The following is a 21,191-nucleotide window of genomic DNA, read 5'->3' on the forward strand; positions in this document are numbered from 1 at the left end:
CTAATTTCTGCCACATCCGCCGCCGCACAAGCAACACACGCTAATGGATCTCGTGCCAGAGCTCCGCCCCGCAGCGTGGACAAGGCGGCACCATTTCGCCCGGAGAAAGCTTGAGGACTTCTGCGCACTGCACGCAGGCAAGACGGCGTTTCTCCCGAACGGCGGATCCGGACCGGAACTGCGTCGGCTTGCTGACGTCCCAGGGCGGCTCGATCAACAGCCCCTGCCTGGTCGACGGCTCATCGAAGGTGAAGACCGACAGCAGCCCGTTGGTTTCAAAATAAGCGGCCCGCACCTGCCCGAGATGCCGCACCTGCTTCAGGCGGAGCTGCTCGAACAGCTCGTCGTGGCCGACGTTCAACCGCTTCAGCGCCTCCCAGAGGATGGCGCCATCGCGCACCACCTCGACACTGACGCCCTCGATCACGTCCTCGAGCTTTCGGTTGCGAGCAACGATGTAGCTCAACGACTTGTCCAGCAGCACGACCACGGTGATGACGACCATGCAATGGACGAGCGGGACGTCGGGATAGAACATCGCATCGCCAACCGCAGAGCCAAGCGCGATCACCAGCAGGAACTCCACCAGCGAGAGCTGGCCGATCGACCGGCTGCCGATCCATCGGATCAGGAATAGCGTGTAGGCGTAGATGATCAGCGTCCTCAGCGCGATCTCAAGCAGGAAAAGCGGCGGCTCGTCGCCGATCATCATCCTGCCGAGATCGAAAGCCACGAACGGCTCATTCATGGAAACACTCCTCCACAAGGCGCCGGGAGGCGCTAACTGTTGCTCGTTTCTATCTGTAGCGATGGATGAGAAAGGCGAGAGCAAAGTGCGGTCCGGGCGCGTGCGGCGTCATCGCCGTTCCGAACTTTTTGCCCCAACGATTGAACCAAAGCCGACACGAGGCGTTTGCCTATCAGTGCAACCACAACGTCAGGAGACCCGCAGATGGATTGGAATCGTGTTGAAGGCAACTGGAAGCAGTTCAAGGGGAAGGTCAAGGAACAGTGGGGCGAGCTCACCGACGACGACCTCGATCAGATCGCCGGCAAGCGGGATCAGCTCGAAGGCAAGATCCAGGAACGCTACGGCATCGAAAAGGACCGCGCTCGCCGCGATATCGACGAATGGTATGGACGTCAGCTCTGACCGTTCAACGATTTCAGAAACCCCGCTCCGGCGGGGTTTTTTTCTGAGAGCACGACGGAAATGGAACTTTGTCAGGCCAGCCGGGTTGTTGGCGTGGCCGCAACAGTGGCCGCATCATGACCCCAGGGAGAAATCCGACAACGATGGGAAGACCCGTGCAAGAGAACCGGCCCGTGGCTCAGAGAGACGTGGTATACGGCTGGAGCAAGATCTATGATCTGACCGAATTCATCCGCGCCTATGATCTGCCGCCGCTCGAAGCCCGGCCCTTGTTTGAGAAATATGGCCCGTCGCGGCAGGCCCTGGATGCCGCCATGAAAGCACGCAAACGTTGTACATGAGAGCATCTTTCGAAGACCGGAGAACCCCTGCAAGGAGAAAGAATGCGGCTCTTCCAGTGTAGCGCCTGCGGTCAGACGATCCATTTTGAAAACCGCAGCTGCATGCGCTGTGGATCGACCCTCGGGTTCGATCCAGGCGATGTGGCGATGCACGCGCTGGTGCCACTCGACGACGGACTGTGGCAGGTCCACGGCGGCGGATCGCGGACCTCTCGCTTCTGCGACAATGCCGTCATCGATGTCTGCCATTGGCTGGTGCCGGCCGATCAGCCCGATCGCTACTGCGTCGCCTGTCGTCACAACACCATCGTGCCGACAATCGACGGCGTCGGCCTTGAGCGCTGGCGCAGAATAGGCCTGGCACAGCGTCATCTGTTCTATTCGTTGTTGCGCTGGCGGCTGCCGCATCCCACCCGCGAGCAGGATCCGCAGAACGGGCTGGCGTTCGAATTCCTCGCCGACACCGTCGATACCTACGGCAACACCGTACCTGCCCGAACGGGCCACAAGAATGGAATGATCAGTCTGCGCGCCTCCGAGGCGGAGGACGTCGTTCGCGAAAGCGTGCGAGTATCGATGAACGAGCCTTACCGCTCGCTGCTCGGGCACTTTCGCCACGAGATCGGTCACTTCTACTGGCAGAAACTCGTCGCTGACGAGGCGACAAGGATCGAGGCGCGCGCACTGTTCGGCGATGAGACACAGGACTATGCGGCAGCACTGCAACGCCACTACTATCAAGGCCCTCCCGACGACTGGCAGGAACGGTTCATCAGCCCCTATGCGAGCGCCCATCCGTCAGAGGATTTCGCCGAGTGCTGGGCCCATCTCTTCCACATCGTCGACGCCTTGGAGACCGGGCGCGCCTTCGGCATGGTCCTCGATCCGATCGGGCATGATACGCTCGAGGCCGAAATCCCCTTCGATCCCTATCGGGAGCCGAGCGCAGGCGTGCTTGTCGAGGCGTGGGTGCCGCTCAGCGTTGCGCTCAACGCCATCCAGCGGTCGATGGGCCAGCCCGACAGCTATCCCTTCGTCCTGTCGCAGCCGGTTATCCAGAAGCTGGATTTCATCAATCGGCTGATCCTCGGCGCCGCCACTTCGAGCCGGTAAAGGCCTCCGGATTTGAGGCTGGGGCGTGATCACCGAGCCGGGTTGGACAGAATGCAAACGGAACAAAATCCCATCGCGCCGCGTTGCCCTGCGTTAGCAAGCGCTTGCGGAGGGAATTATGAGCGGCGCAGAAGCATTGGCGGCAGCGCTGGCGGGAGCAGCGGGATCGCAGACGATCGAATCGAGAGCTGTCCTCGACAGCCTTCCGATCGCGATCTACACCACGGATGCGGCCGGGGTCGTCACCTATTTCAATCGCGCTGCGGCGGAGTTGGCGGGACGCGAACCACGCCTCAATGCGGACCGCTGGTGCGTCTGTTGGCGCCTGCATCGACCTGACGGCACGGTGCTGCCGACCGATCAATGCCCGATGGCCGAGGCGCTCCTCAGCAAACGCGCCGTTCGTGGCAAGGAATTGACCGTCGCGCGTCCCGATGGGACAATGGTGGCGGTGCTTCCTTACCCGACACCGATCTTCGATGCCGAAGGCGAGATGATCGGCGCCGTCAATGTCCTCATCGACATCGGCAAGCACAAGGCGGCGGAAGAGGAACTGCGCGCCAAGACCGACCGCATTCAGGCGCTCGATCGCATCTCCAGGCTTTTAGCCAGCGACCTCGATATCGAGCATATTGTCCAGACCGTGACCGACAGCGCCACGGAACTCAGCGGCGCGAAATTCGGTGCGTTCTTCTACAATGTCGTCGACGAGACCGGTGAGCATTTTCAACTTTTCACCCTGTCCGGCGCACCGCGGGAAGCGTTCGAAAAATTCGGCCCGCCGCGCAAGACGGCAGTGTTCGCGCCGACCTTCAACGGCGAAAGGGTCGTGCGCAGCGACGATATCCGCAAAGACCCGCGCTACGGGTTGAGCGAGCCGCATCTCGGCATGCCGTCGGGGCATCTGCCCGTTGTCAGCTACCTCGCCGTTCCGGTGATCGCCCGCTCCGGGGCCGTGCTCGGGGGATTGTTCTTCGGCCATGACGCACCGGGTGTCTTCACCCGCGGCTCCGAGGACATCGTCGTTGCCATCGCCGCCCAAGCGGCCATCGCCATCGACAACGCCCGACTGCTTGCCGACAGCAAAAAACAAAGCGAAAGCCGCCGGATTGCCGAGCTTTCCGCCCGCCATCTCGCATCGATCGTCGAATCCTCTGATGATGCCATTGTCAGCAAGGACCTGAACGGCGTCGTCACCAGCTGGAACAGGGGCGCCGAGGCACTGTTCGGATACAGCGTGCAGGAGATGGTGGGAACCCCGATCATGCGCCTCATTCCGAAGGGCCATGAAGACGAGGAAATGCAAATCCTAGACCGGATCCGCAAAGGCGAACGCGTCGATCACTATGAAACGAGACGGCAACGCAAGGATGGCACCCTCATCGACATATCGCTGACGATATCGCCGATCCTCGATAACGAGGGGCGTGTCGTCGGCGCTTCGAAGATTGCCCGCGATATCAGCGAACGCAAGGCAGCCGAGCTGGTGCTTTCCGAGCGCCTGCGCGAGCAGGCCTCGCTCTATCAGTTTACCGAGCGAGTGCACCGTGCGCGGTCGATCGCTGCCGTCTATGAGGCTGCGCTCGACGCCATTCAATCGGCGCTGCGCTGCAGCCGGGCATCGATCCTGCTCATCGACGAGACCGGCACCATGCGTTTTGTCGCCTCCCGCGGACTTTCGGAACGCTATCGCCTCGCCGTCGACGGCCACACGCCATGGAGCGCGGAGGCGCAGGATCCCAACCCGATCTTCATCGAAGATATTGGCCTGGCCGACATCTCGGATGAGTTGCGCGCAGCCGTTCGAACCGAAGGCATCGGCGCTCTCGGCTTCATTCCGCTGGTCTCGGCGGGCCGACTGATCGGCAAGTTCATGACCTACTACGACACGACGCATCACTTCGCCGCTTCCGAGGTCGACCTCGCTCAGACCATCGCGCGCCAGCTGAGCTTCAGCGTGCAGCGCATCCGGACCGAAGAGGCGAGACGGCGGGCCGAAGATCTGCTGCGGCACAACGAGGCAAAGGAACGCGCCAGGGCGACGGAGGTGCTCGCGCTCATGGAAGCGGTCCCGGCGCCGATCTGGATTGCCAGGACCCCGGATTGTCGGGTCATCAGCGGCAACAGAAGCTCGTTCGAGCTGCTGCGGCTGCCGCCTGAGAGCAATCCCTCCCTCTCGGCACCGCCCGGCGAACGGCCCGCGCACTTCAAGGTCTATTCGCAAGACAGGTTGCTTTCGCCGGACGAATTGCCGGTCCAGCGGGCGGCGCGCGGCGAGGAGGTGCGCAGCTTCGAACAGGAGATCCGCTTTGACGACGGCACGTCCCGGCATCTGCTAGGCAATGCCACGCCGCTGATCGACGCCTGGGGCATACCGCAAGGCGCAGTTGCCGCTTTCGTCGATATCACCGAGCGCAAGGAGACCGAACAGGCGATGCGCGATGGCGAGCGGCGGCTGCAGATGGCGCTCGAAGCCGGCCGGATGGGGGCTTGGGAATGGAACTTCGACACCGGTAAGGTGATCTGGTCGCCGGGCCTCGAAGCACTTCACGGGCTAGAGCCGGGCAGTTTCGGCGGCACGCTCGACGACTTCAAGGCGGACATCCACCCTGATGATCTCGCCATGGTCGAGCTTGAGATCCAATCCGCCATCGAAAGGCGCGAGGACTACCACACATCCTATCGCATCCGCCGCCCCGATGGATCCATTCGCTGGCTGGAGGCGTTCGGCCGTTTTCTGCAAGGCGCAGGACCCTCCTCGCTGCGCCTCGCCGGCGTCTGCATGGACATTACCGAACGCAAGGACGCCGAGGCGCAGCGCAATCTGCTGGTTGCCGAACTCAGCCACCGTGTCAAGAACACGCTCGCGACCGTCACCTCGATCGCCCGCCAGTCCTTCGCCATGACCCCCGACCGCAAGGAGGCCGAGCAGTCGTTTCATGCGCGCATCCGGGCTCTCGCCCAGACGCATACCCGGCTCGCGGAAGCAACCTGGGCCGGCGTTTCGCTGGAAACGATCCTTTGCGATGAGCTTGCGCCCTACAAGAACGAAAACGCCGGCAACGTCTCCTTCGGCGGACCGTCAATCATGCTCTCGCCACGGCACGCTCTGGCCCTTGGCATGGCGGCCCACGAGCTTGCAACCAACGCCGCCAAGCATGGCGCGCTTTCGGTGGAAAGCGGGCATGTCGACGTCAGCTGGAGCCTGGATCGGGCCAACAAGGCGCTTCACATCGACTGGTGTGAAACCGGTGGTCCCGTAGTCGCCCCGCCTTCCAGAAACGGTTTTGGCCGGCTGCTGCTGGAACGCGTCGTCGGCTCCGACCTCGGCGCCGACGTCGAACTGGATTTTGCAAAGAGCGGTTTGAGGTACACGATCCACATGCCCTACGCCGCAGGTGCTGAACGATGAATGGCGGACAACGGAGCGTCTTTGTTGTCGAGGACGAGTATCTGCTGGCGATACAGATCCAGGACGACCTGCAGGCCGCGGGTTTCGATGTTATCGGCCCCTTCACCAGCCTGCGCAGTTCGATCGCCGCGGCAAAGCGGGAGACACCGCAGGCAGCGACGCTCGATGTCAATCTCAACGGTGAGTTCGTCTATCCCGTGGCAGACGAGTTGCTGGCCCGCGGCGTTCCGGTGCTGTTGCTGACCGGCTACGCCGCCTCCGACCTTCCCGAGCAGTATCGCAACCTTCCCCGCCTTTCCAAGCCGTTCAACAGCCGGGACCTCATCCGCACAGTTGAGGGCCTGCTGGCCGGCAAATGATGCCGACCCAACTCAGGTCGCACGCCTCTTCGCGCGCGCGGCGTATTGGAGGAACCGCAGCAGGCGATCCTCCTCGGCACGCAACAGGCTGCTTTGCCTTGGCAGCGCCTCAAGCCGCCGCAGGTTAATTTTGCTCTCGCTGTCGGCAAGGGCGATGATATCTGGGTGAACATAGCTCTTGCGGCAGACAGCCGGGGTGTTGTGCAACACGTCGGCTGCTGCCTCGCACATCCGCTTGACCGAGGGGCGCCGCCCCTCCGCCAGCGTCAGCCGCGCCTCGGCAAAAGCGGCGACGCTTCCCGCCCAGGTGCGAAATGTCTTGGCCGAGATCGGTGCACCGGAGATGTCGGCGAGATAGCGATTGAGCCGACCGGAATCGATCGGATGCAGATCACCGTTCGCGTCCCTGCTGACGAAAAGCTGGCGTCCGGGCAGGTCGGCAATATCTTCGAGCAACCGTTGCAGCCGCGGACTACGCAGCCGGCGAACGACACGCTTGCCGCCCTTGCCCATGAAGCGAAGCTCGATGCCCTCATCGCGCAGCTTGAGATGCCGTTTCAAAAGCGTCGTTGCGCCATAGGTGCCGTTTTCCTCGACATAGGTGGCGTTGCCGACGCGCAGGCTCGCCTGATCGAGCAGTGTCGAAAGGGCGGCGAGCACGGTGCGAGCATCGTCAAGCGGCCCATCCATATGGCGGCGAAGGGTCCGGCGAATTTTCGGCAGGGCAGTGGCGAAGTCGATCAACTGATCGAACTTGGCGTGATTGCGCATTTCCTGCCAGGCATCATGGTAGCGGTACTGCTTTCGCCCGCGCGCATCGAAGCCGGTCGCCTGCAGGTGGCCGTTCTGCTTGGAACAGATCCAGACACGCTCATAGGCGGGTGGCAGGCCGAGCGCTGCAATACGCGCTCGGGTGTCCGGATCCTTGAGGGTCGAGCCGTCCGGAAGGCGATAGCTGAAGCGCTTTCCCTTCCGGTAGCGCCTTATGCCCGGATCGGCGTCGGTCACGTAGATGAGGTCGGGTTCCATCGACGCGGGTGACAAGATTTACGCCACCGTCAGATCCGTCCCAGGAGCAGGAGGATCAAGAGAACGACGACCAGAACGCCGAGTATGCCCGATGGGCCATAGCCCCAGTTGGTCGAATGCGGCCAGCTCGGAAACGCACCGATCAGCAGCAGAATCAATACGATAAGCAGAATGGTTCCAAGCATGGCTCCACCTTCCCTAATGCGTTGTAACGTGTTGGGAAAATGCGGCGGAGGCGCATTGGTTCCGTCGCCCGTGCAGCAGCCAAGACGCAACGAGCCGCGACCGTCCCAGTGTGACCGCCATCGGCATGCTCCCTGCACCTCTCGTCCCGATGCGAATTGCGCAGCGTTTGGAACCGAACCGTTCTCTCGCGAATTGTAGCCAGACCACAGGTCCATCGACGAGGCAGGAACGGGACCCGAATATGCTTGATCGAACAGGTGATAAACGACAGGACTTCGATGAAGACAGCTGGTGGACCGTGCATCGCGGTGACAGTCCCGTCGTCGCTACGGCGATACACGACGGGCACGGCCTGCGCGCCGATCTGCGGTCGCTGATAGCCCTTGCCGATGAAGAGCGCCTGCGGGAAGAGGATCCCTACACCGCCTTTATCATTCAGGACTTGGTGAACCGGGTGATCGTGCATCGCTCGCGCTTCGAGGTCGATCTCAACCGTGCCCGCGACGGCGCGGTATATGTCGACCCCTTACAGGCCTGGGGGCTTACGGTCTGGCGAGACGCGCTTCCTCATGAACTTCACGAGGGCTCACTCGTCTTGCATGACGAATATTATCGCATGCTGCGATCGATGCTGCTGTCGATCGAGCGGCGGCATGGCAGCTTCGTCGTTCTGGATGTGCACAGCTACAATCATCGGCGCGGTGGGTCGACCGCCACACCCTCTGATCCCGAAGGTGCGCCCGAGATCAACATCGGCACCCATTCGATGAACCGCGACCGTTGGGCCGATGTGCTCGCGACACTGCTCGAAACCTTTCGCCGCTTCGAATTTCAGGGCAGGCGTTTCGACGTTCGCGAGAATGTCGCGTTTCAGGGGCGCGGCGAACAAACGCGTTTCATCCATGAGTACTTTCCGCAGACGGGCTGCGCGATCGCCATCGAGTTCAAGAAATTCTTCATGGACGAATGGACCGGCGAGCCGGATTTCGAGGTGCTGGAGGCATTGCGCGCGCTAGTGGCATCAACCGTGCCTGATCTCGTCAAGACGCTGGATGCGCGCCGATGAAGAGCGCAGCGACGCCAAGGGATCACAGCGCCCGGGATCATCAGGAAGCCGGGCACCGGGCACCAGATGATGTGTGGCTCGGCGAGGTGATCGCCTGCCTTGAGGCCGGCAAGGCGGTGCGGCGCGAATTTGCCGAGGGCGGGCGCCTGCACATCGACCGACCGCTGCCCTTTCTCTGCGTCTTTATCGCCGAGGCAAAGCAAGCCGTCGTGGCACGCGAGATCACCCAGTCCAACGCCTCCTACCTGATGGCACCCGACGCCGCGGCGGCTGCCGCTGTCATCGAGGCAGTCGGAAGCGCGCTTCGACAGCGTCTCGGCGCTTTCTTCGTGCTCGAATATGGCGAACTCGAACGGGACGAGGCGCCCGCCAAGGACGCGCCCTATCTGCCGCTTTTCACGATCGAAGTCACCGCTGGCGAGGACCCGGCTGCTGAGGCAGCCGCGAATGCCTTCCTCGGCTCCGTCAGCACGATCGAAGGCAAATTTCGCACCGCCCACATGGACCTGCTGTCGCCACCGCCGCAAGACGCCAACGGCAAAGCGCTGACGGCGTTCCCCCACATCAGTGTGCGATTTGCGCCGATCTATCGCGAGCCGGGCACGCGACGGATCTACCCGGAACTAAGAGAACGCCTGATTGCCAACATCTTCGATGCCGGTCTCAAGGCGCTGGCGGCAGCGACCCAATGCGCGACGGACACGCGCGTTTCGACGCACCGGGCCTTCGGCCGTAAAACCTTCGTCGAGACGGTGGCCCGCACCGACCGCGCCATAGACGAGATTGCCTCAAGTTTCGATTTCCTCCTGGCGGTAACGCCAATCAACGCCGATGCGGCCTGGGCGGAGTTTGTTTCGAGCCGATACGAAGTCGGCCCGCGGCTGCTCTATCGGCCGCTGACACTTGAAGTCGAGGCCGCAAAAAAGAAGCTTTTTTCGATCAGCTTCGAGCATCTCGAGGACCCGTTGCTCTACGCGCTCTATCGCCAGAAACAACAGGAGCTCGACCTGCAGCTTTCGATGATCTCGGCCCGCGAGAGCCGCACATTCGTCGAATTCGGCCGGGCGCTCTATGGTCCGGTGGAGGCTAAACTCCTCGACGTCGCCACCGATATCCTGGTGCAGACACAAAAGCGGACCGGCAAGCCCGGACAAAAACCGGCGGCTGACAATGTGGATTGCGACTACGTTCGCAACCGGGCGCAAACGATGGTTTCGGCCTATAAGCGGCAATATGCCGATTTCACCGCCTCGGTGGAGCTGCGCGACGACATTCCCGCCGGATTGCTGGTGTCGAGGAGCCAGCTGTTGATTTCGCGCAGCACGGCCATGAGCCGGCACCGCGTCGAGGCCCTGCTCAATCACGAAATCGGCGTGCACCTGCTGACCTATTTCAACGGCTCGGCGCAGGGGCTGCGGCTCTTCCGCTCGGGCCTCGCAGGCTACGAGGGCATGCAGGAAGGGCTTGCCGTGTTTGCCGAATATTTGAGCGGCGGCATGACGCTGGGGCGCCTGCGGCTGATTGCGGCGCGCGTGATTGCCTGCGCGGCGATGTTGAACGGTGCGCTTTTCCCGGAGACCTATCGGCTGCTCGTCGATCAGCATTGGTTTCAGCCTGATGACGCCTTCAACATCGTCCTGCGGATCTATCGCGGAGGCGGGTTGGCGAAGGACGCGATCTATCTGCGCGGGCTTCTTCAGCTGCTTGCCCATCTGGCCGCAGGCGGCAGTCTTGAACCCTTCTGGATGGGCAAGATCGCCGCCTCACATTTCGCAGCCATGCAAGAGTTGAGCTTGCGCGGCTTGCTGGGTGCGCCGGCGGTGCGCCCTATATTTCTGGATGACGCCCATGCACGTGCCCGGCTGGACCGGGCGCGTGGGGGAATAACCCCGCTCGACATGGTCGCAGAGTAGGAGATCCGATGCGCATAGCCTTCTTCGTCAACTCGATAGACTCCGAGACAGCGTCCTACACGACGACGGCGCTGGCGCTTGCCGCCCTCTCCCGCGGGCATGAAATCTGCTACGTCACCCCGGCGGATTTCATCCTGCGGCCCGACGACAAGCTGATGATCCGGGCGCGCAGCCTCAACGGTACGAAGCCGAAAAAGCCGGAAACGTTCATTTCGGCTTTGAAAGCCGACGATGCGAAGATGAGCGTCGTCGACATCAGCGAGATCGATGTGCTGTTTCTGCGCAACGACCCGTCCGAAGATGCGGAAGGCCGGCCGTGGGCCGCCAATGTCGGCGCCAACTTCGGGCGCCTCGCCTCGGAGCGCGGCGCGATCGTCGTCAACGATCCCTCCGGTCTGTCGCTTGCGCAGAACAAGCTTTACTTTCAGGATTTCCCCCGGGCCGTGCGCCCGACGACGCTGATTTCGAAGAACATCGAAGAGATCCGCGCGTTCATCGACGATCATCGCGACGGCGTCATCCTCAAGCCCTTGCAGGGCTCAGGCGGCAGGAATGTCTTCAAGATAAAGTCGAGCGAGGAAGCCAACCTCAACCAGATCTTCGAGGCTGTCAGCGAGATCGGCTATCTCATTGCCCAGAGCTACCTGCCAGAAGCCACGGCAGGCGATATCCGGCTTTTCCTGATGAACGGCCGCCCGCTCGTTCGCGACGACGTCTATGCCGCTTTTCGACGGGTTCCGGCCAAGGGCGAGGTGCGGTCCAACATCCACGCGAGCGGCACCGCCCAGGCGGCAACCATCACCCCGGCCATACTGGCGATTGCTGAAAAGCTGAGGCCCAAACTGATCGACGACGGCATGTTCCTGGTGGGCCTGGATATCGTCGGCGACAAGATCCTGGAGATCAATGTCTTCACACCCGGTGGTCTGCAATCCATTCGGGCCCTGCATGCGATCGATTTCGCCGAAGAGATCGTGATTGCCCTGGAAAACAAGGTAGCCATTCGCGAGGCCTATGGCGGCGCCCTGTCCAACCGCGCGTTGGCGACGCTCTGACATGGCCTTCACATCGCCTGGCCGACCAGGAGACGAGTTCCGCAGCAGCGGGACCTACAGCGCCGCGCGTCTTATTAGACGCGCAAAGGTCGCTGTAGCACTTTGAATTGCTGCATGTTTTTATCCCTAAATCGAAGGATTAAGGGGAACATGCAGTGGTATCACTCCTGGCGCGACGCCAAGAGCTTGTCGATGCGCATGCCGTCCATGTCGATGATTTCGAAGCGCCAGTCCTGGAAGTCAAAGGTTTCGCCGACATGCGGAAGATGGCCGAGGATCTGCAGCGCGAAGCCGGCAATGGTGTGAAAATCGCCCTCCGGCCGGTCGTGAATGCCGAGCCGCTCGAAAGCGTCGTGCGCCGACATCAGTCCTTCAATCAGCAGCGAACCATCCGCGCGGGTGACGATGTCAGGATCGCTCGCCTCCGTATCCGGCAGGTCGCCTGCAATCGCCTCCAACAGGTCGGTCTGGGTGATGATGCCTTCGAGGCTGCCATATTCGTCGACGATGATCGCCAGACGGACGGGCGCGGTCTTGAAGGTTTCGAGGACACGGAAGACGCGCGCCGATTCGTGCAGCACCAGCGGCTCTCGCATCGCCTTCATCGGATCGAGCGTCTGGCCGTCGAGCAATTGATCGAGCAGATCCTTCTTCAGCACCATGCCCAAGGGATAGTCGATGCCGCCTCGGCCGATGAGCAACTGCTCATGGTGACAATCCCTGACGGTGCGCAGGATTTCCTCCCGCGTGTCGTCTGCATCGATCCAGTCGATTTCCATGCGCGGGGTCATGAAATCGGAAATCCGGCGGTCGCCGATGTTGAAGATCCGTTCGACCAGTTCCTGCTGGGCAACATCGAGGAGACCGGCCTCCTGGCTTTGGGCGACAAGCAGCTTCAGTTCGGTGGGCGAATGCATCGACGCCTCGCCGGTGCCGGGCCGCAGACCGACCAGTCGAAGCACGAGATTGCCGAGGCCGTTGAGAGCCAGAATCGCCGGACGCAACAGAAACAGGAAAAATCCGAGCGGACGCACGACCGCAAGGGCCGTTCCCTCGCTGCGCTGCAGCGCCAGGCTCTTCGGCGCCAGTTCTCCGAGCACGATATGAAGCGCGGTGATGATGATGAACGAAATCGCGACCGCGATCGCATGCGAACCGAACGAGGCCCATGCCATCGGCAGGCCGCTCAACAGCGGCTGGATCAGATGCGCCAGAGCGGGCTCGCCCACCCAGCCGAGCGCCAGCGACGATATGGTAATGCCGAGCTGAGTGGCGGCCAGGTTGGCGTCGAGATTGTCGACGGCATGCTGGAGCGCACTGGCGTTCATTCGCCCCTGTGCCACCAATTCGGTCACGCGGCTGCGGCGGACGGAAACCAGCGAGAATTCGGCCGCAACAAAAAAGCCGTTGGCGGCAACGAGCAGAAATACGGCCAGTATCCCGAGATAGTCGAACATACTGCCATCCGAGCCGGACATGGTCTCCCTTCGGGCGCGTCGCGCCTCGCATTGTTGAAAATGCGATCAGCCTAACATGCTCTTGCCGTACACGTCAGACGGGACGCAGGCGATCTTTGTGACTTCGCCCGCATCCCGGAATGCGCCCGGACGGCCCTGTCGGCCGGGCGTATCGCTTCGTCCTAGTTGCCGCCTTCAAGATTCTTGAGCGCCTCCAGATCCGCATGCGAAACGAACTCGCAGGCGAGCAAGGTCTTGCCGGGAATGGCTTCGCTTTCGCGGGCAACGATCGACACGATGCCCATCTCCGCTGTCGGCTGTTCGGCATCGGGCAGAACCCGTGCATAGCCCTTGGTGGACGTGCCGAGAATGCTGCTTTTTTCGCGCTCCAGCTGGTAGCGGGCCGCCAATTCGTCCGCCCGCGCGCCTTCGATCAGCACGCCGACGGAGCTGCCGGCGAAGATAACCTCATTCGTCTTAAAGCCATCACGCCCGATGTCGGACGGCAGCTTGTAGACATAGGCCGTCAGCAGCGACGTATCGGGTTTCACCAGCTTCTCGGCGGCGTCATAGAACTCGGTTGCCGATTGCATCGTGTAGGGCGGGTTGCAGAGGGCGCCGTCATAAAAGGCCGCGACATCTTCGGATGCAAAGGCTGCGGGCACGCCTGAAACGGCGAGGACGGCAAGGGCAGGCAGAAAAACTCTTGAAAACAAAATCATGACTCCAATTGCCCGCGAGGTTACTTCCCCGCTCGGCTGACGGCTGATCGACAGTTGTACACATGGCGCAACACCGAAAGGGATACAACAACTTGTCATGGCAGATCACGACAATCCCGCACGCAGCAGGCGTCGATTCGGCGGGTCAAACCGTCGCAGCGACCGGGGACGCGGTCACCCTGCCGCTCCGGACGGCCATATCTCGCAGAAGCATCGAAGCGGCCTTGCTCCCGCACGACATCGTCCTAACTTGCCAACTATCGGTTGCCGGCGAGACCACGCGGTCGAACGGGCAAAATCTTTTACGCGGGAGCACACATGACATCTCTTGAACCCCGTCTGACTGAGCTTGCCCATGGCGGAGGATGCGGCTGCAAGCTTGCGCCCTCGGTTCTGCAGCGGCTTCTCGCCAATCAGCCGGCCATGCAGCCCTTCTCCCAGCTTCTCGTCGGCAACGAGATGGCGGACGACGCGGCGGTCTGGCAGGTCGACGACCACACCTGCATCATCGCCACCACCGATTTTTTCATGCCTGTGGTCGATGACCCGCATGATTTCGGGCGCATCGCCGCAACGAACGCGATCTCCGACATCTACGCCATGGGCGGCAAGCCGATCCTGGCGCTTGCGATCCTTGGGATGCCGATCAACAAGCTTTCCCCCGAGACGATCGGCAAGATCCTCGAAGGCGGCGCCTCGATCTGCGCGCAGGCCGGCATCCCTGTGGCAGGCGGGCATTCGATCGATTCGGTCGAACCCATCTACGGCCTTGCCGTCATCGGCATCTGTCGCCCGGAACAGGTGCGGCGCAATAGCGGCGCGAAGCCGGGGGATGCCTTGATCCTCACCAAGGGCCTTGGCGTCGGCATCTATTCCTCCGCCTTCAAGAAGAAGGCGCTGCCGCGGGCTTGTTATGAGGAGATGATCGCCTCGACGACCCTTCTCAACCGGATCGGGTCCGAGCTTGCCGCCGATCCGCATGTGCATGCGCTGACGGATGTCACCGGCTTCGGTATTCTCGGTCATGGGCTCGAAATGGCCCGCGCGTCCGGCTTGACCGTGTCGCTCTCCCTCGCGAACATTCCGTTCCTGTCGCAGGCCGAAACGCTTTCCCGAGAAGGCTTCATCACCGGCGCGTCGGAGCGCAACTGGGCGAGTTATAGCAGCGAGATCAAATTGCCCGATGGTATGGCGGACTGGCAGCGTCTTTTGCTCGCCGACCCGCAAACATCAGGCGGACTTCTGGTGGCCTGCGATGCCGCCAGCGCTGACAGTCTGGTCAAGACGATCCGGGACGCTGGCTACCCGCTCGCCAGCATCGTCGGCTACACGCAACCTGGCCCCGTGCAGGTGGAGGTTCGCGCCTGAGTGAAAAGGGGAGATGGAACAACCGGCCGCAGCATCCCGTTGGTAGAGCAACGCTGAAGGAGAATGCCATGCGCGATCCCCGATTTGCCCTTGCCACCGCTCTCTTCCTCGCCTGTCTGGGCATGACTGTCCCTGCACATTCGCAGGAGAACGATGCCAACACCGGATGCGATGCGACCGCCGGGAAGGCGGACCCGGCGACGGAGCCCGACCGTTTGAGCGCGGATGGTACAGCACCCGGCAACGCCGGCTCGACCGGCTGGACCGGCGGAACAGGCGGCGCCCTTATCGGTACAAATCCGCAAGGCGCGTCCGAGGACTCCCCGACATGGCAACCACCGACCGCGCGTGGCCTCGATCTCGCAATGACGCCCGAGGATATCAAGAAAAACGGTTGCTAGCCTGCGCATGATTGCACTCAGCCTTCAGCACAAAGGCCGTGAACCGCTATTGCCGAACGGGACAAGACCGAGACTGGAGATCAATGGGGCTTGATCTCCTCAATCGACAGCCGCAATCCGTCGACATTGAAGAACTCGCCCTCGCGGATCAGTGAGCGGTCCTCGTTGAGATTGCGAACCAGAGAGGCAAGCCGTCCCCTGGCGACATGGTCTTCGACAAGACCCTCCGGGCCGGCGCGGTAAAACACGACGCCGGACCACTTGACGCCGGCGCCGGCGAAAAGAGCGGCCATATCCTGCCATCGGGTGTCGTCGCCGACGACGTGAAGATAGGCCGAGCGCAGGAGGTCTAAACGGGTCTCGCCGATCGCCAGCAGGACGAAGAGCATGGTGAAAGCGCCAGCCTCGCCATAGGTGGAAACGATCCAGTCATCGAAGTCGGTGCTGCAGGGCGCATAAACCATCAGCGATCTCCCGATGGCGGAAGAGAATGGGAGTCGAACCCACCCAAGACAGCCTCGCTGCCCCACCCGGATTTGAAGTCCGGACGCCCCACCGGGGACGAATCTCTTCCTTGCTTCGCCTCGGGCGTGGCTCCGTCATAAAGGTCGAGCCTGTGGGGATTGACGCGCCGGATGTCGCCGCGCCGAAGCGTCACTCCCTGGCGATCGAAGAACTCCAGGATCTCGATCGCCACCTTTCTACCGCTGTTCACGCGATCCCGAAAGAGACCGGCGGCAAATTCGCCCCGTTCGGCCTTGCCCGCGATATCCCTTATGATTTCAACCATTTCTGCGGTGGTGGAACGGATGAAGAAATGATCGTGCCGGATCTCATCGACACGTCCGAGCCTCGCCCATAGTTTGAGCACGCGCCGGATCTCCCGCTCGTCGACGCCGAGCACGTCTGCAAGGTCGCGCACGCGCGGCGGGCGAAAGCGCTCCTCTCCTTCGAGATGCGGCAAGATTTTGCCAAGTAACGCCTCCTCGCTCTCGCTTAAACGAACCTCATGGCCCGGCAGGCGAACGAAGGCGCCCTCGAGTGCGAGGCGTCCGGCGGCCTGTTCCTGCCTGAGCAGGAAGAGAAAGGCAGGCATCGGCAATCGCGGCGTCACCTGCAGGCGCAGGCGCTCTCGGCCGATGCCTTGCAGATCCGGATTTTCGACATGGAAATCGGCGAGAATTCGTCCGACGTCCTTCGACAGGTCGTCCAACAGCGACACAGACAAGGCATGGCGCACATGCCCGGCCTCGATCACGATGGCGTGGGATAACTCGACGGCCTCGCGTAGCTCCTCCTCCGATACGGCCCTATTGCGCGCGAAGGCATCGAGATCGACGATATAGGGCGGCGCTTCCAGATGCGCTGCAAGGGCCGGGCCCGTTTCCGCAACGCCTGCCGCATCGAGATAGGCTATCCGCTCGGGTGTCCGGCGCTTGCGCAATGGCGCACGCAGATCGAGAAGCCGCCCGCCTCCGATGGTGCGCCGGGCGGAAACGTCGCGCAGGATGTAGCGATCACCGACCGCGGCGGCGATCGGCCGATCGAGAACAAGCTGGACCTTCGCCCGCTCGCCGGGACCTACAGGGTTTTCAAGCGGCACAATACGGACCCCGACTTCAGCACTGCCATGATGCAGGCGCGCGGAAAACCACTCGCTGATCGGCTTCGGCTCACCCTTGAGCACAAACAGGCCCGCATCGATGCGTGTGGTCGGCGCATGCAGATAGGGATCGAGCACCATGTCGCCGCGGCCGACCTTGTCCTTGGAGATGCCGTCTCCCACCAGATTGAGCGCGCAGCGTTGACCCGCGACCCCGCGTTCCGACCGCTGGTCCTGGGCATGGATCGAGCGCACGCGCGCCCCTTGTCCGGATGGCGAAATCATTACGTTGTCGCCGACCGCAACCGAACCGGAAAGGACCGTTCCCGTCACCACCGTTCCGGCGCCCGAGAGAATGAAGCTGCGATCGACCGAAAACCGAAACCGGCCCGCCGCATTTGCTTTCACGGTTGCCCTTTCGGCCTCGGCCAGGCGGTCTCTGAGATCGGCGATACCGAGGCCCGTGGCGGCGGACACGGGAAGGATTTCGGCGGTGCGAAGGCCCGTTGCCGAAAGCATATTGCCGATCTCGACACTGAGCCCCAGCAATCGCTCCGCATCGGCAAGATCGGCCTTGGTGATCGCGACCAATCCCCTTTCGATGCCGAGCAGATCGAGAATGGCCAGGTGTTCGAGCGTCTGCGGCTTGATGCCGTCATCCGCCGCAACGACGAGGAGGGCGAAGTCGATGCCGCCGGCACCGGCGAGCATCGTATGGATGAAACGCTCATGGCCCGGCACATCGACAAAGCCGGTGACCGCTTCGGCAAATTTCGCATAGGCAAAGCCGAGATCGATGGTGATGCCGCGTGCCTTCTCCTCCTTGAGGCGATCGGTATCGACGCCGGTCAAGGCTTTCACCAGACTGGTCTTGCCGTGGTCGATATGACCGGCGGTTCCGACGATCATGGTCGCGCCTCCGCCGGGGGCTCAAGCGCGCGCCTCTCGGCGATGCCGATCTCGCCGGGCGACAAGCTCTGGCGCACCGGCCCGATGAAGGGTTGCGCCAGGGCACTGCCCCCATTGGTCGCGCGGATCAGCCAGACGAGTGCCGCGACGCCGTCGCGGGCCGTGCCGGCGCCCATGTGACAGGCGGCGCCAAGCATCGCCTGCGCGTCGGCATCGCCCGCCATGGCGCCGCGGCGCCACCAATCGACGGCCCTCTCCGGATCGCGATCGACACCCGAAGCGTTGTGATAGAGCATGCCGAGCCGGGTCATCGACGAAGCAATGCCCGCTTCAGCGGCACGTTCCGCCCAGTGGCGCGCCTCGACCGGATCGGACGGCATGATTTCGCCTTCGAGCAGCATCCAGCTCAGCATGTCCTGTGCCGGCGCGTCGCCCTTCTCGGCGGCGCGGCGATAGTAGTCGGCGGCAATACTATAATCGCCATCCGCGTCCTGCATGTGGAAGGCTGCATAGTTGCGCTCGCCGACGGGATCGCCCGCTTCGGCCGCCAGCCGCAGCCATTTGCCCGCCAGGGCCCGATCCTGCGGCACGCCGAGCCCCTCGGCAAAACAGGCGCCGATATTGTTCTGTGCCCGCGCGACGCCGGATTGCGCCAGGGGCTCCCATAGGCGCAGGGCGGTCTCATAGTCGCCGTTCCGGGCGGCAGTCAGGGCTTGTGTCATCTCATCGGCGTCCGACGCCGCCTCGGGCATACGCCCTGTCAAACGGTCAAGCCAGTGCATGTCCGACGCCCTCGGAGAGGCTTTTCAGGAACTCGCTCTCGTCGGAAAGACAGCGAAGATCCAGGATGAGCGCCCCGTCCTGCAGACGCCCCAATATCGGGCGCGAAAGCGAACGGAAAAGCGCCGCGAGCGCTTCGAGCGCGCTGCCGCTTGCAGCCTCGATCCGGAGGCCGGCGCTTTGGATCGTGTCGACCGGCAGCGCGCCCGAACCGATCTGGCTCGAACAGTGGCAGATTTCCACCCGATGTCCGCTCGAGGCAAGAAGTCTCGCCACCTCGGGCGCGAGCCGTTCCGCCTGCGCGCGGATCTCGTGTTGCGGACGCGCCAGCATGCGAAGGGTGGGCAGCCGCGCTGCGAGCCGATCCGGGTCGCGGTATAGCTTCAACGTCGCGGCCGTCGCCGCGATGCGGATCTTGTCGACCCGCAAGGCCCGCTTCAACGGATTGCGGTTGATCGCGGCGATCAGATCGCGGCGACCGACGATAAAGCCGGCCTGCGGGCCACCCAGCAGTTTGTCGCCCGAAAATGTAACGAGATCTGCACCTTCGGCCACGGCTTCGCGAACGGTCGGCTCCTTGCTAAGGCCATAGCGCCGGAGATCGACGAGCGTCCCGGAGCCGAGATCGTTCAGAAGAACCAGACCGGCTTCGTGCGCGATCGCAGCAAGTTCGGCGCCGGAGACCTCGGCCGTGAACCCCTCGATCCGGTAATTCGACGTGTGCACCTTGAGGATGAGCGCCGTTTCGGGGCCGATCGCCCGACGATAGTCCCTGGCATGGGTGCGGTTCGTGGTGCCGACCTCGATGAGCGCCACACCTGCACGTTCCATGATATCGGGCATGCGGAACGCACCGCCGATCTCGATCAGTTCGCCGCGCGAGACGATCGCCTGCCGTCCGCCGCCAACCGTGCCCAGTGCGATCAGCACGGCGGCGGCATTGTTGTTGACGACTGTCGCGTCCTCGGCGCCCGTCAGCTCGCAAAGCAGGTCACGCAGGTGGCTGTCGCGCTCGCCGCGCCGGCCGGTGTCGAGATCGAACTCCAGTGCCGCCGCCTCTCGCATCGCATCGACGGCAGCGGCAATCGCCTCCTCGGCCAGGAGGGCACGGCCAAGATTGGTGTGCAGCACGGTGCCGGTGAGATTGAAGAGCGGGCGCAGATTGGAGCGATCCCGATAGTCGAGCCGGCTCATAAGTGAGGCCATGACGCCGTCCGCATCGGGGGGCAAGCCGCCACTGCGAACCATCTCGCGGATTTCGCCGAGCACGAGGCGCAGCTCTTCGGTCACGACGACACGACCATGCCGCTCGACAAGCGGCGCGACGGCCGGCGCCTTCAACATCTGGTCGACGGACGGCAGGGTGCGGAGTTCGGCAAGCCCGGCCATCCCGTCAATACCCCACCAGGAATGGATTGAAGCCCGCGCGTTTGTATCCGGTATCCTTCATCAGCGCGTCGAGGCCGAGACTGCCGACATCGTCGGCCACGGCATCGAGTGCCGGGTTCCTGTTCTGATACATGATCTTCGTCCAGCCGTGGCAGCTGTCGCAAACCTCTGCCTTAACCGTGGCCTCTTCATCACCGGTTTCGACCGCGCGGTATCCTATGCCCTTGGTCGAGCCGCAGGAGAGGCATTTTACCCGGACCTCGTTCCATTTGGTCGAGCAGCAGGCGCATACCGCGTAGCGGGTTCCTTCCGCGCCGTGGAAACCGACGACGAGCGAAGCGACGGGCCTGCCGCCGCAGGCGGGACAGACGCCGATGCTGACCGGCACGAGGCGACCAGGATCGAGCCCCGCGGCCAGGCGTGTCGCATGGACCTGCACGGCCGCGGCAACGAAAAGATGGTGCGCAAGGCTATCGAGCGGCAGATTGTCGGCGGCGATATTGTCGATCATCCACGCCAGCGCCTCGTCGTCAGCGGCAATGATCTGGGCAAGCGCTTCGGCCGCGGCCTTTGGCATTTCCAGTTGCTCCACCCGCGCAAGGAACTGTCGGACCGTGTCCCGGCACTCGGCAGAAGCGCCCATGGCCGAGCGATCGATCGGCGGCATCGCATTGTCGCGCGCCCGCTCGCGCTGTTCTGCGGAAATCGGCTCCAGCGGCGGCAGGCTGGACAGGAGGTCACTCTGGATTACTGCTGTGCCTGCAAGGAAGCGTAAGTAGGGAGCAAGCCGGCTGCTTTCCGACAGCACTTGGAAACGCTGGGCGCGATCCCCGAAAAGGCGCGTCAGATTGGACATCAAGACGAAGGGAGCCTTGGGAATTCCACCGATCATCGCGGGATCGGGCTGCACGGACGATATCGACATTGCACCTCGC

General features: G+C 62.8%; 19 protein-coding genes, 1 tRNA gene and 1 pseudogene. 10 read left to right on the plus strand and 11 right to left on the minus strand.

Features of this window, described 5'->3' with window-relative positions; translation table 11 throughout:
• Positions 1–40: 40 nt before the first annotated feature.
• Positions 41–748 (minus strand): DUF421 domain-containing protein, encoded by a 708-nt coding sequence (locus J3R84_RS19770; protein WP_203528696.1) that lies wholly within the window; start codon positions 746–748, stop codon positions 41–43.
• Between the two features lie 204 nt (positions 749–952).
• Here J3R84_RS19770 and J3R84_RS19775 point away from each other — a divergent pair, with 204 nt between their 5' ends.
• The 5 genes from J3R84_RS19775 to J3R84_RS19795 all read left to right on the plus strand — a co-directional run bounded on the left by J3R84_RS19775 (position 953) and on the right by J3R84_RS19795 (position 6,378).
• Positions 953–1,153, plus strand: coding sequence for a CsbD family protein (locus J3R84_RS19775; protein WP_107027860.1), 201 nt, complete (start codon positions 953–955; stop codon positions 1,151–1,153).
• Positions 1,154–1,326: 173 nt separating this feature from the next.
• The gene (locus J3R84_RS19780; protein ID WP_225906387.1) at positions 1,327–1,494 is read left to right on the plus strand and encodes a hypothetical protein; all 168 of its coding nucleotides are present in this window, start codon (positions 1,327–1,329) and stop codon (positions 1,492–1,494) included.
• Positions 1,495–1,536: 42 nt separating this feature from the next.
• The gene (locus tag J3R84_RS19785) at positions 1,537–2,607 is read left to right on the plus strand and encodes a zinc-binding metallopeptidase family protein (RefSeq protein ID WP_203528693.1); all 1,071 of its coding nucleotides are present in this window, start codon (positions 1,537–1,539) and stop codon (positions 2,605–2,607) included.
• A gap of 118 nt (positions 2,608–2,725) precedes the next feature.
• On the plus strand, positions 2,726–6,019 hold the full coding sequence (locus J3R84_RS19790; protein ID WP_225906384.1) for a PAS domain S-box protein: 3,294 nt from the start codon (positions 2,726–2,728) through the stop codon (positions 6,017–6,019).
• Entirely contained in the window at positions 6,016–6,378 is a 363-nt protein-coding gene (locus J3R84_RS19795) for a response regulator (protein ID WP_057205942.1), read from the plus strand. Before J3R84_RS19790 ends, J3R84_RS19795 begins: the two co-directional genes overlap by 4 nt.
• Before the next feature lie 12 nt (positions 6,379–6,390).
• Here J3R84_RS19795 and J3R84_RS19800 read toward each other — a convergent pair whose 3' ends face one another.
• Entirely contained in the window at positions 6,391–7,407 is a 1,017-nt protein-coding gene (locus tag J3R84_RS19800; RefSeq protein WP_203528705.1) for a DNA topoisomerase IB, read from the minus strand.
• 29 nt (positions 7,408–7,436) lie between these two features.
• Positions 7,437–7,592, minus strand: a complete 156-nt coding sequence (locus J3R84_RS19805) for a DUF3309 family protein (RefSeq protein WP_082523479.1) — start codon at positions 7,590–7,592, stop codon at positions 7,437–7,439.
• 242 nt (positions 7,593–7,834) lie between these two features.
• Between J3R84_RS19805 and J3R84_RS19810 the strand changes: the two genes are divergently transcribed.
• Genes J3R84_RS19810 through J3R84_RS19820 form a run of 3 tightly spaced genes read left to right on the plus strand, consistent with a single transcriptional unit; the run spans position 7,835 to position 11,627 of the window.
• On the plus strand, positions 7,835–8,659 hold the full coding sequence (locus J3R84_RS19810; protein WP_203528691.1) for an N-formylglutamate amidohydrolase: 825 nt from the start codon (positions 7,835–7,837) through the stop codon (positions 8,657–8,659).
• Positions 8,656–10,572: a flavohemoglobin expression-modulating QEGLA motif protein gene (locus tag J3R84_RS19815; RefSeq protein ID WP_203528689.1), complete on the plus strand. Its 1,917-nt coding sequence runs from the start codon at positions 8,656–8,658 to the stop codon at positions 10,570–10,572. The genes J3R84_RS19810 and J3R84_RS19815 overlap by 4 nt, the downstream gene beginning before the upstream one ends.
• An 8-nt stretch (positions 10,573–10,580) precedes the next feature.
• Positions 10,581–11,627: a glutathione synthase gene (locus J3R84_RS19820; protein WP_025429726.1), complete on the plus strand. Its 1,047-nt coding sequence runs from the start codon at positions 10,581–10,583 to the stop codon at positions 11,625–11,627.
• A gap of 161 nt (positions 11,628–11,788) precedes the next feature.
• On the opposite strand, the gene J3R84_RS19825 is transcribed toward J3R84_RS19820, so the two are convergent.
• Entirely contained in the window at positions 11,789–13,105 is a 1,317-nt protein-coding gene (locus tag J3R84_RS19825; protein WP_057223827.1) for a hemolysin family protein, read from the minus strand.
• Between the two features lie 161 nt (positions 13,106–13,266).
• Positions 13,267–13,800 carry a hypothetical protein gene (locus J3R84_RS19830; protein ID WP_225906383.1) on the minus strand — a complete coding sequence of 178 codons (534 nt, stop codon included), beginning with the start codon at positions 13,798–13,800 and terminating at the stop codon, positions 13,267–13,269.
• A 324-nt stretch (positions 13,801–14,124) separates the two neighbouring features.
• Here J3R84_RS19830 and selD point away from each other — a divergent pair, with 324 nt between their 5' ends.
• The gene (gene selD, locus J3R84_RS19835) at positions 14,125–15,174 is read left to right on the plus strand and encodes a selenide, water dikinase SelD (RefSeq protein WP_057205926.1); all 1,050 of its coding nucleotides are present in this window, start codon (positions 14,125–14,127) and stop codon (positions 15,172–15,174) included.
• A gap of 122 nt (positions 15,175–15,296) precedes the next feature.
• Positions 15,297–15,575: a hypothetical protein gene (locus J3R84_RS19840; RefSeq protein WP_354006117.1), complete on the plus strand. Its 279-nt coding sequence runs from the start codon at positions 15,297–15,299 to the stop codon at positions 15,573–15,575.
• Positions 15,576–15,655: 80 nt separating this feature from the next.
• Here the strand turns inward: J3R84_RS19840 and J3R84_RS19845 are convergent, their stop codons facing one another.
• The 6 genes and pseudogenes from J3R84_RS19845 to fdhE all read right to left on the minus strand — a co-directional run bounded on the left by J3R84_RS19845 (position 15,656) and on the right by fdhE (position 21,181).
• Positions 15,656–16,039, minus strand: coding sequence for a hypothetical protein (locus J3R84_RS19845; protein WP_057205924.1), 384 nt, complete (start codon positions 16,037–16,039; stop codon positions 15,656–15,658).
• Between the two features lie 14 nt (positions 16,040–16,053).
• Positions 16,054–16,149 (minus strand) — tRNA-Sec (locus J3R84_RS19850).
• Positions 16,111–18,087 (minus strand): annotated as a pseudogene (gene selB, locus J3R84_RS19855) (selenocysteine-specific translation elongation factor); the annotation flags it as partial. The gene J3R84_RS19850 and the pseudogene selB, both read right to left, overlap by 39 nt.
• On the minus strand, positions 18,084–18,869 hold the full coding sequence (locus tag J3R84_RS19860) for a tetratricopeptide repeat protein (protein ID WP_057205920.1): 786 nt from the start codon (positions 18,867–18,869) through the stop codon (positions 18,084–18,086). The pseudogene selB and the gene J3R84_RS19860, both read right to left, overlap by 4 nt.
• Entirely contained in the window at positions 18,856–20,256 is a 1,401-nt protein-coding gene (gene selA, locus J3R84_RS19865; protein ID WP_057205918.1) for an L-seryl-tRNA(Sec) selenium transferase, read from the minus strand. The genes J3R84_RS19860 and selA overlap by 14 nt, the downstream gene beginning before the upstream one ends.
• Before the next feature lie 4 nt (positions 20,257–20,260).
• The gene (fdhE, locus tag J3R84_RS19870) at positions 20,261–21,181 is read right to left on the minus strand and encodes a formate dehydrogenase accessory protein FdhE (RefSeq protein WP_057205916.1); all 921 of its coding nucleotides are present in this window, start codon (positions 21,179–21,181) and stop codon (positions 20,261–20,263) included.
• Positions 21,182–21,191 lie beyond the last annotated feature (10 nt).

Origin of the sequence: Ensifer canadensis, assembly GCF_017488845.2 — a bacterium.
GTDB lineage: Bacteria > Pseudomonadota > Alphaproteobacteria > Rhizobiales > Rhizobiaceae > Ensifer > Ensifer canadensis.

What these genes read in the sequence shown, in the direction of transcription:
- J3R84_RS19770 (WP_203528696.1), bottom strand. Translation starts at nt 748, where the DNA reads ATGAATGAGCCGTTCGTGGCTTTCGATCTCGGCAGGATGATGATCGGC.
- J3R84_RS19860 (WP_057205920.1), bottom strand. Translation starts at nt 18,869, where the DNA reads ATGCACTGGCTTGACCGTTTGACAGGGCGTATGCCCGAGGCGGCGTCG.
- J3R84_RS19775 (WP_107027860.1), top strand. Translation starts at nt 953, where the DNA reads ATGGATTGGAATCGTGTTGAAGGCAACTGGAAGCAGTTCAAGGGGAAG.
- J3R84_RS19810 (WP_203528691.1), top strand. Translation starts at nt 7,835, where the DNA reads ATGCTTGATCGAACAGGTGATAAACGACAGGACTTCGATGAAGACAGC.
- J3R84_RS19845 (WP_057205924.1), bottom strand. Translation starts at nt 16,039, where the DNA reads ATGGTTTATGCGCCCTGCAGCACCGACTTCGATGACTGGATCGTTTCC.
- selA (WP_057205918.1), bottom strand. Translation starts at nt 20,256, where the DNA reads ATGGCCGGGCTTGCCGAACTCCGCACCCTGCCGTCCGTCGACCAGATG.
- J3R84_RS19785 (WP_203528693.1), top strand. Translation starts at nt 1,537, where the DNA reads ATGCGGCTCTTCCAGTGTAGCGCCTGCGGTCAGACGATCCATTTTGAA.
- J3R84_RS19795 (WP_057205942.1), top strand. Translation starts at nt 6,016, where the DNA reads ATGAATGGCGGACAACGGAGCGTCTTTGTTGTCGAGGACGAGTATCTG.
- J3R84_RS19820 (WP_025429726.1), top strand. Translation starts at nt 10,581, where the DNA reads ATGCGCATAGCCTTCTTCGTCAACTCGATAGACTCCGAGACAGCGTCC.
- selD (WP_057205926.1), top strand. Translation starts at nt 14,125, where the DNA reads ATGACATCTCTTGAACCCCGTCTGACTGAGCTTGCCCATGGCGGAGGA.
- J3R84_RS19825 (WP_057223827.1), bottom strand. Translation starts at nt 13,105, where the DNA reads ATGTCCGGCTCGGATGGCAGTATGTTCGACTATCTCGGGATACTGGCC.
- J3R84_RS19815 (WP_203528689.1), top strand. Translation starts at nt 8,656, where the DNA reads ATGAAGAGCGCAGCGACGCCAAGGGATCACAGCGCCCGGGATCATCAG.
- fdhE (WP_057205916.1), bottom strand. Translation starts at nt 21,181, where the DNA reads ATGTCGATATCGTCCGTGCAGCCCGATCCCGCGATGATCGGTGGAATT.
- J3R84_RS19790 (WP_225906384.1), top strand. Translation starts at nt 2,726, where the DNA reads ATGAGCGGCGCAGAAGCATTGGCGGCAGCGCTGGCGGGAGCAGCGGGA.
- J3R84_RS19840 (WP_354006117.1), top strand. Translation starts at nt 15,297, where the DNA reads ATGACTGTCCCTGCACATTCGCAGGAGAACGATGCCAACACCGGATGC.
- J3R84_RS19805 (WP_082523479.1), bottom strand. Translation starts at nt 7,592, where the DNA reads ATGCTTGGAACCATTCTGCTTATCGTATTGATTCTGCTGCTGATCGGT.
- J3R84_RS19800 (WP_203528705.1), bottom strand. Translation starts at nt 7,407, where the DNA reads ATGGAACCCGACCTCATCTACGTGACCGACGCCGATCCGGGCATAAGG.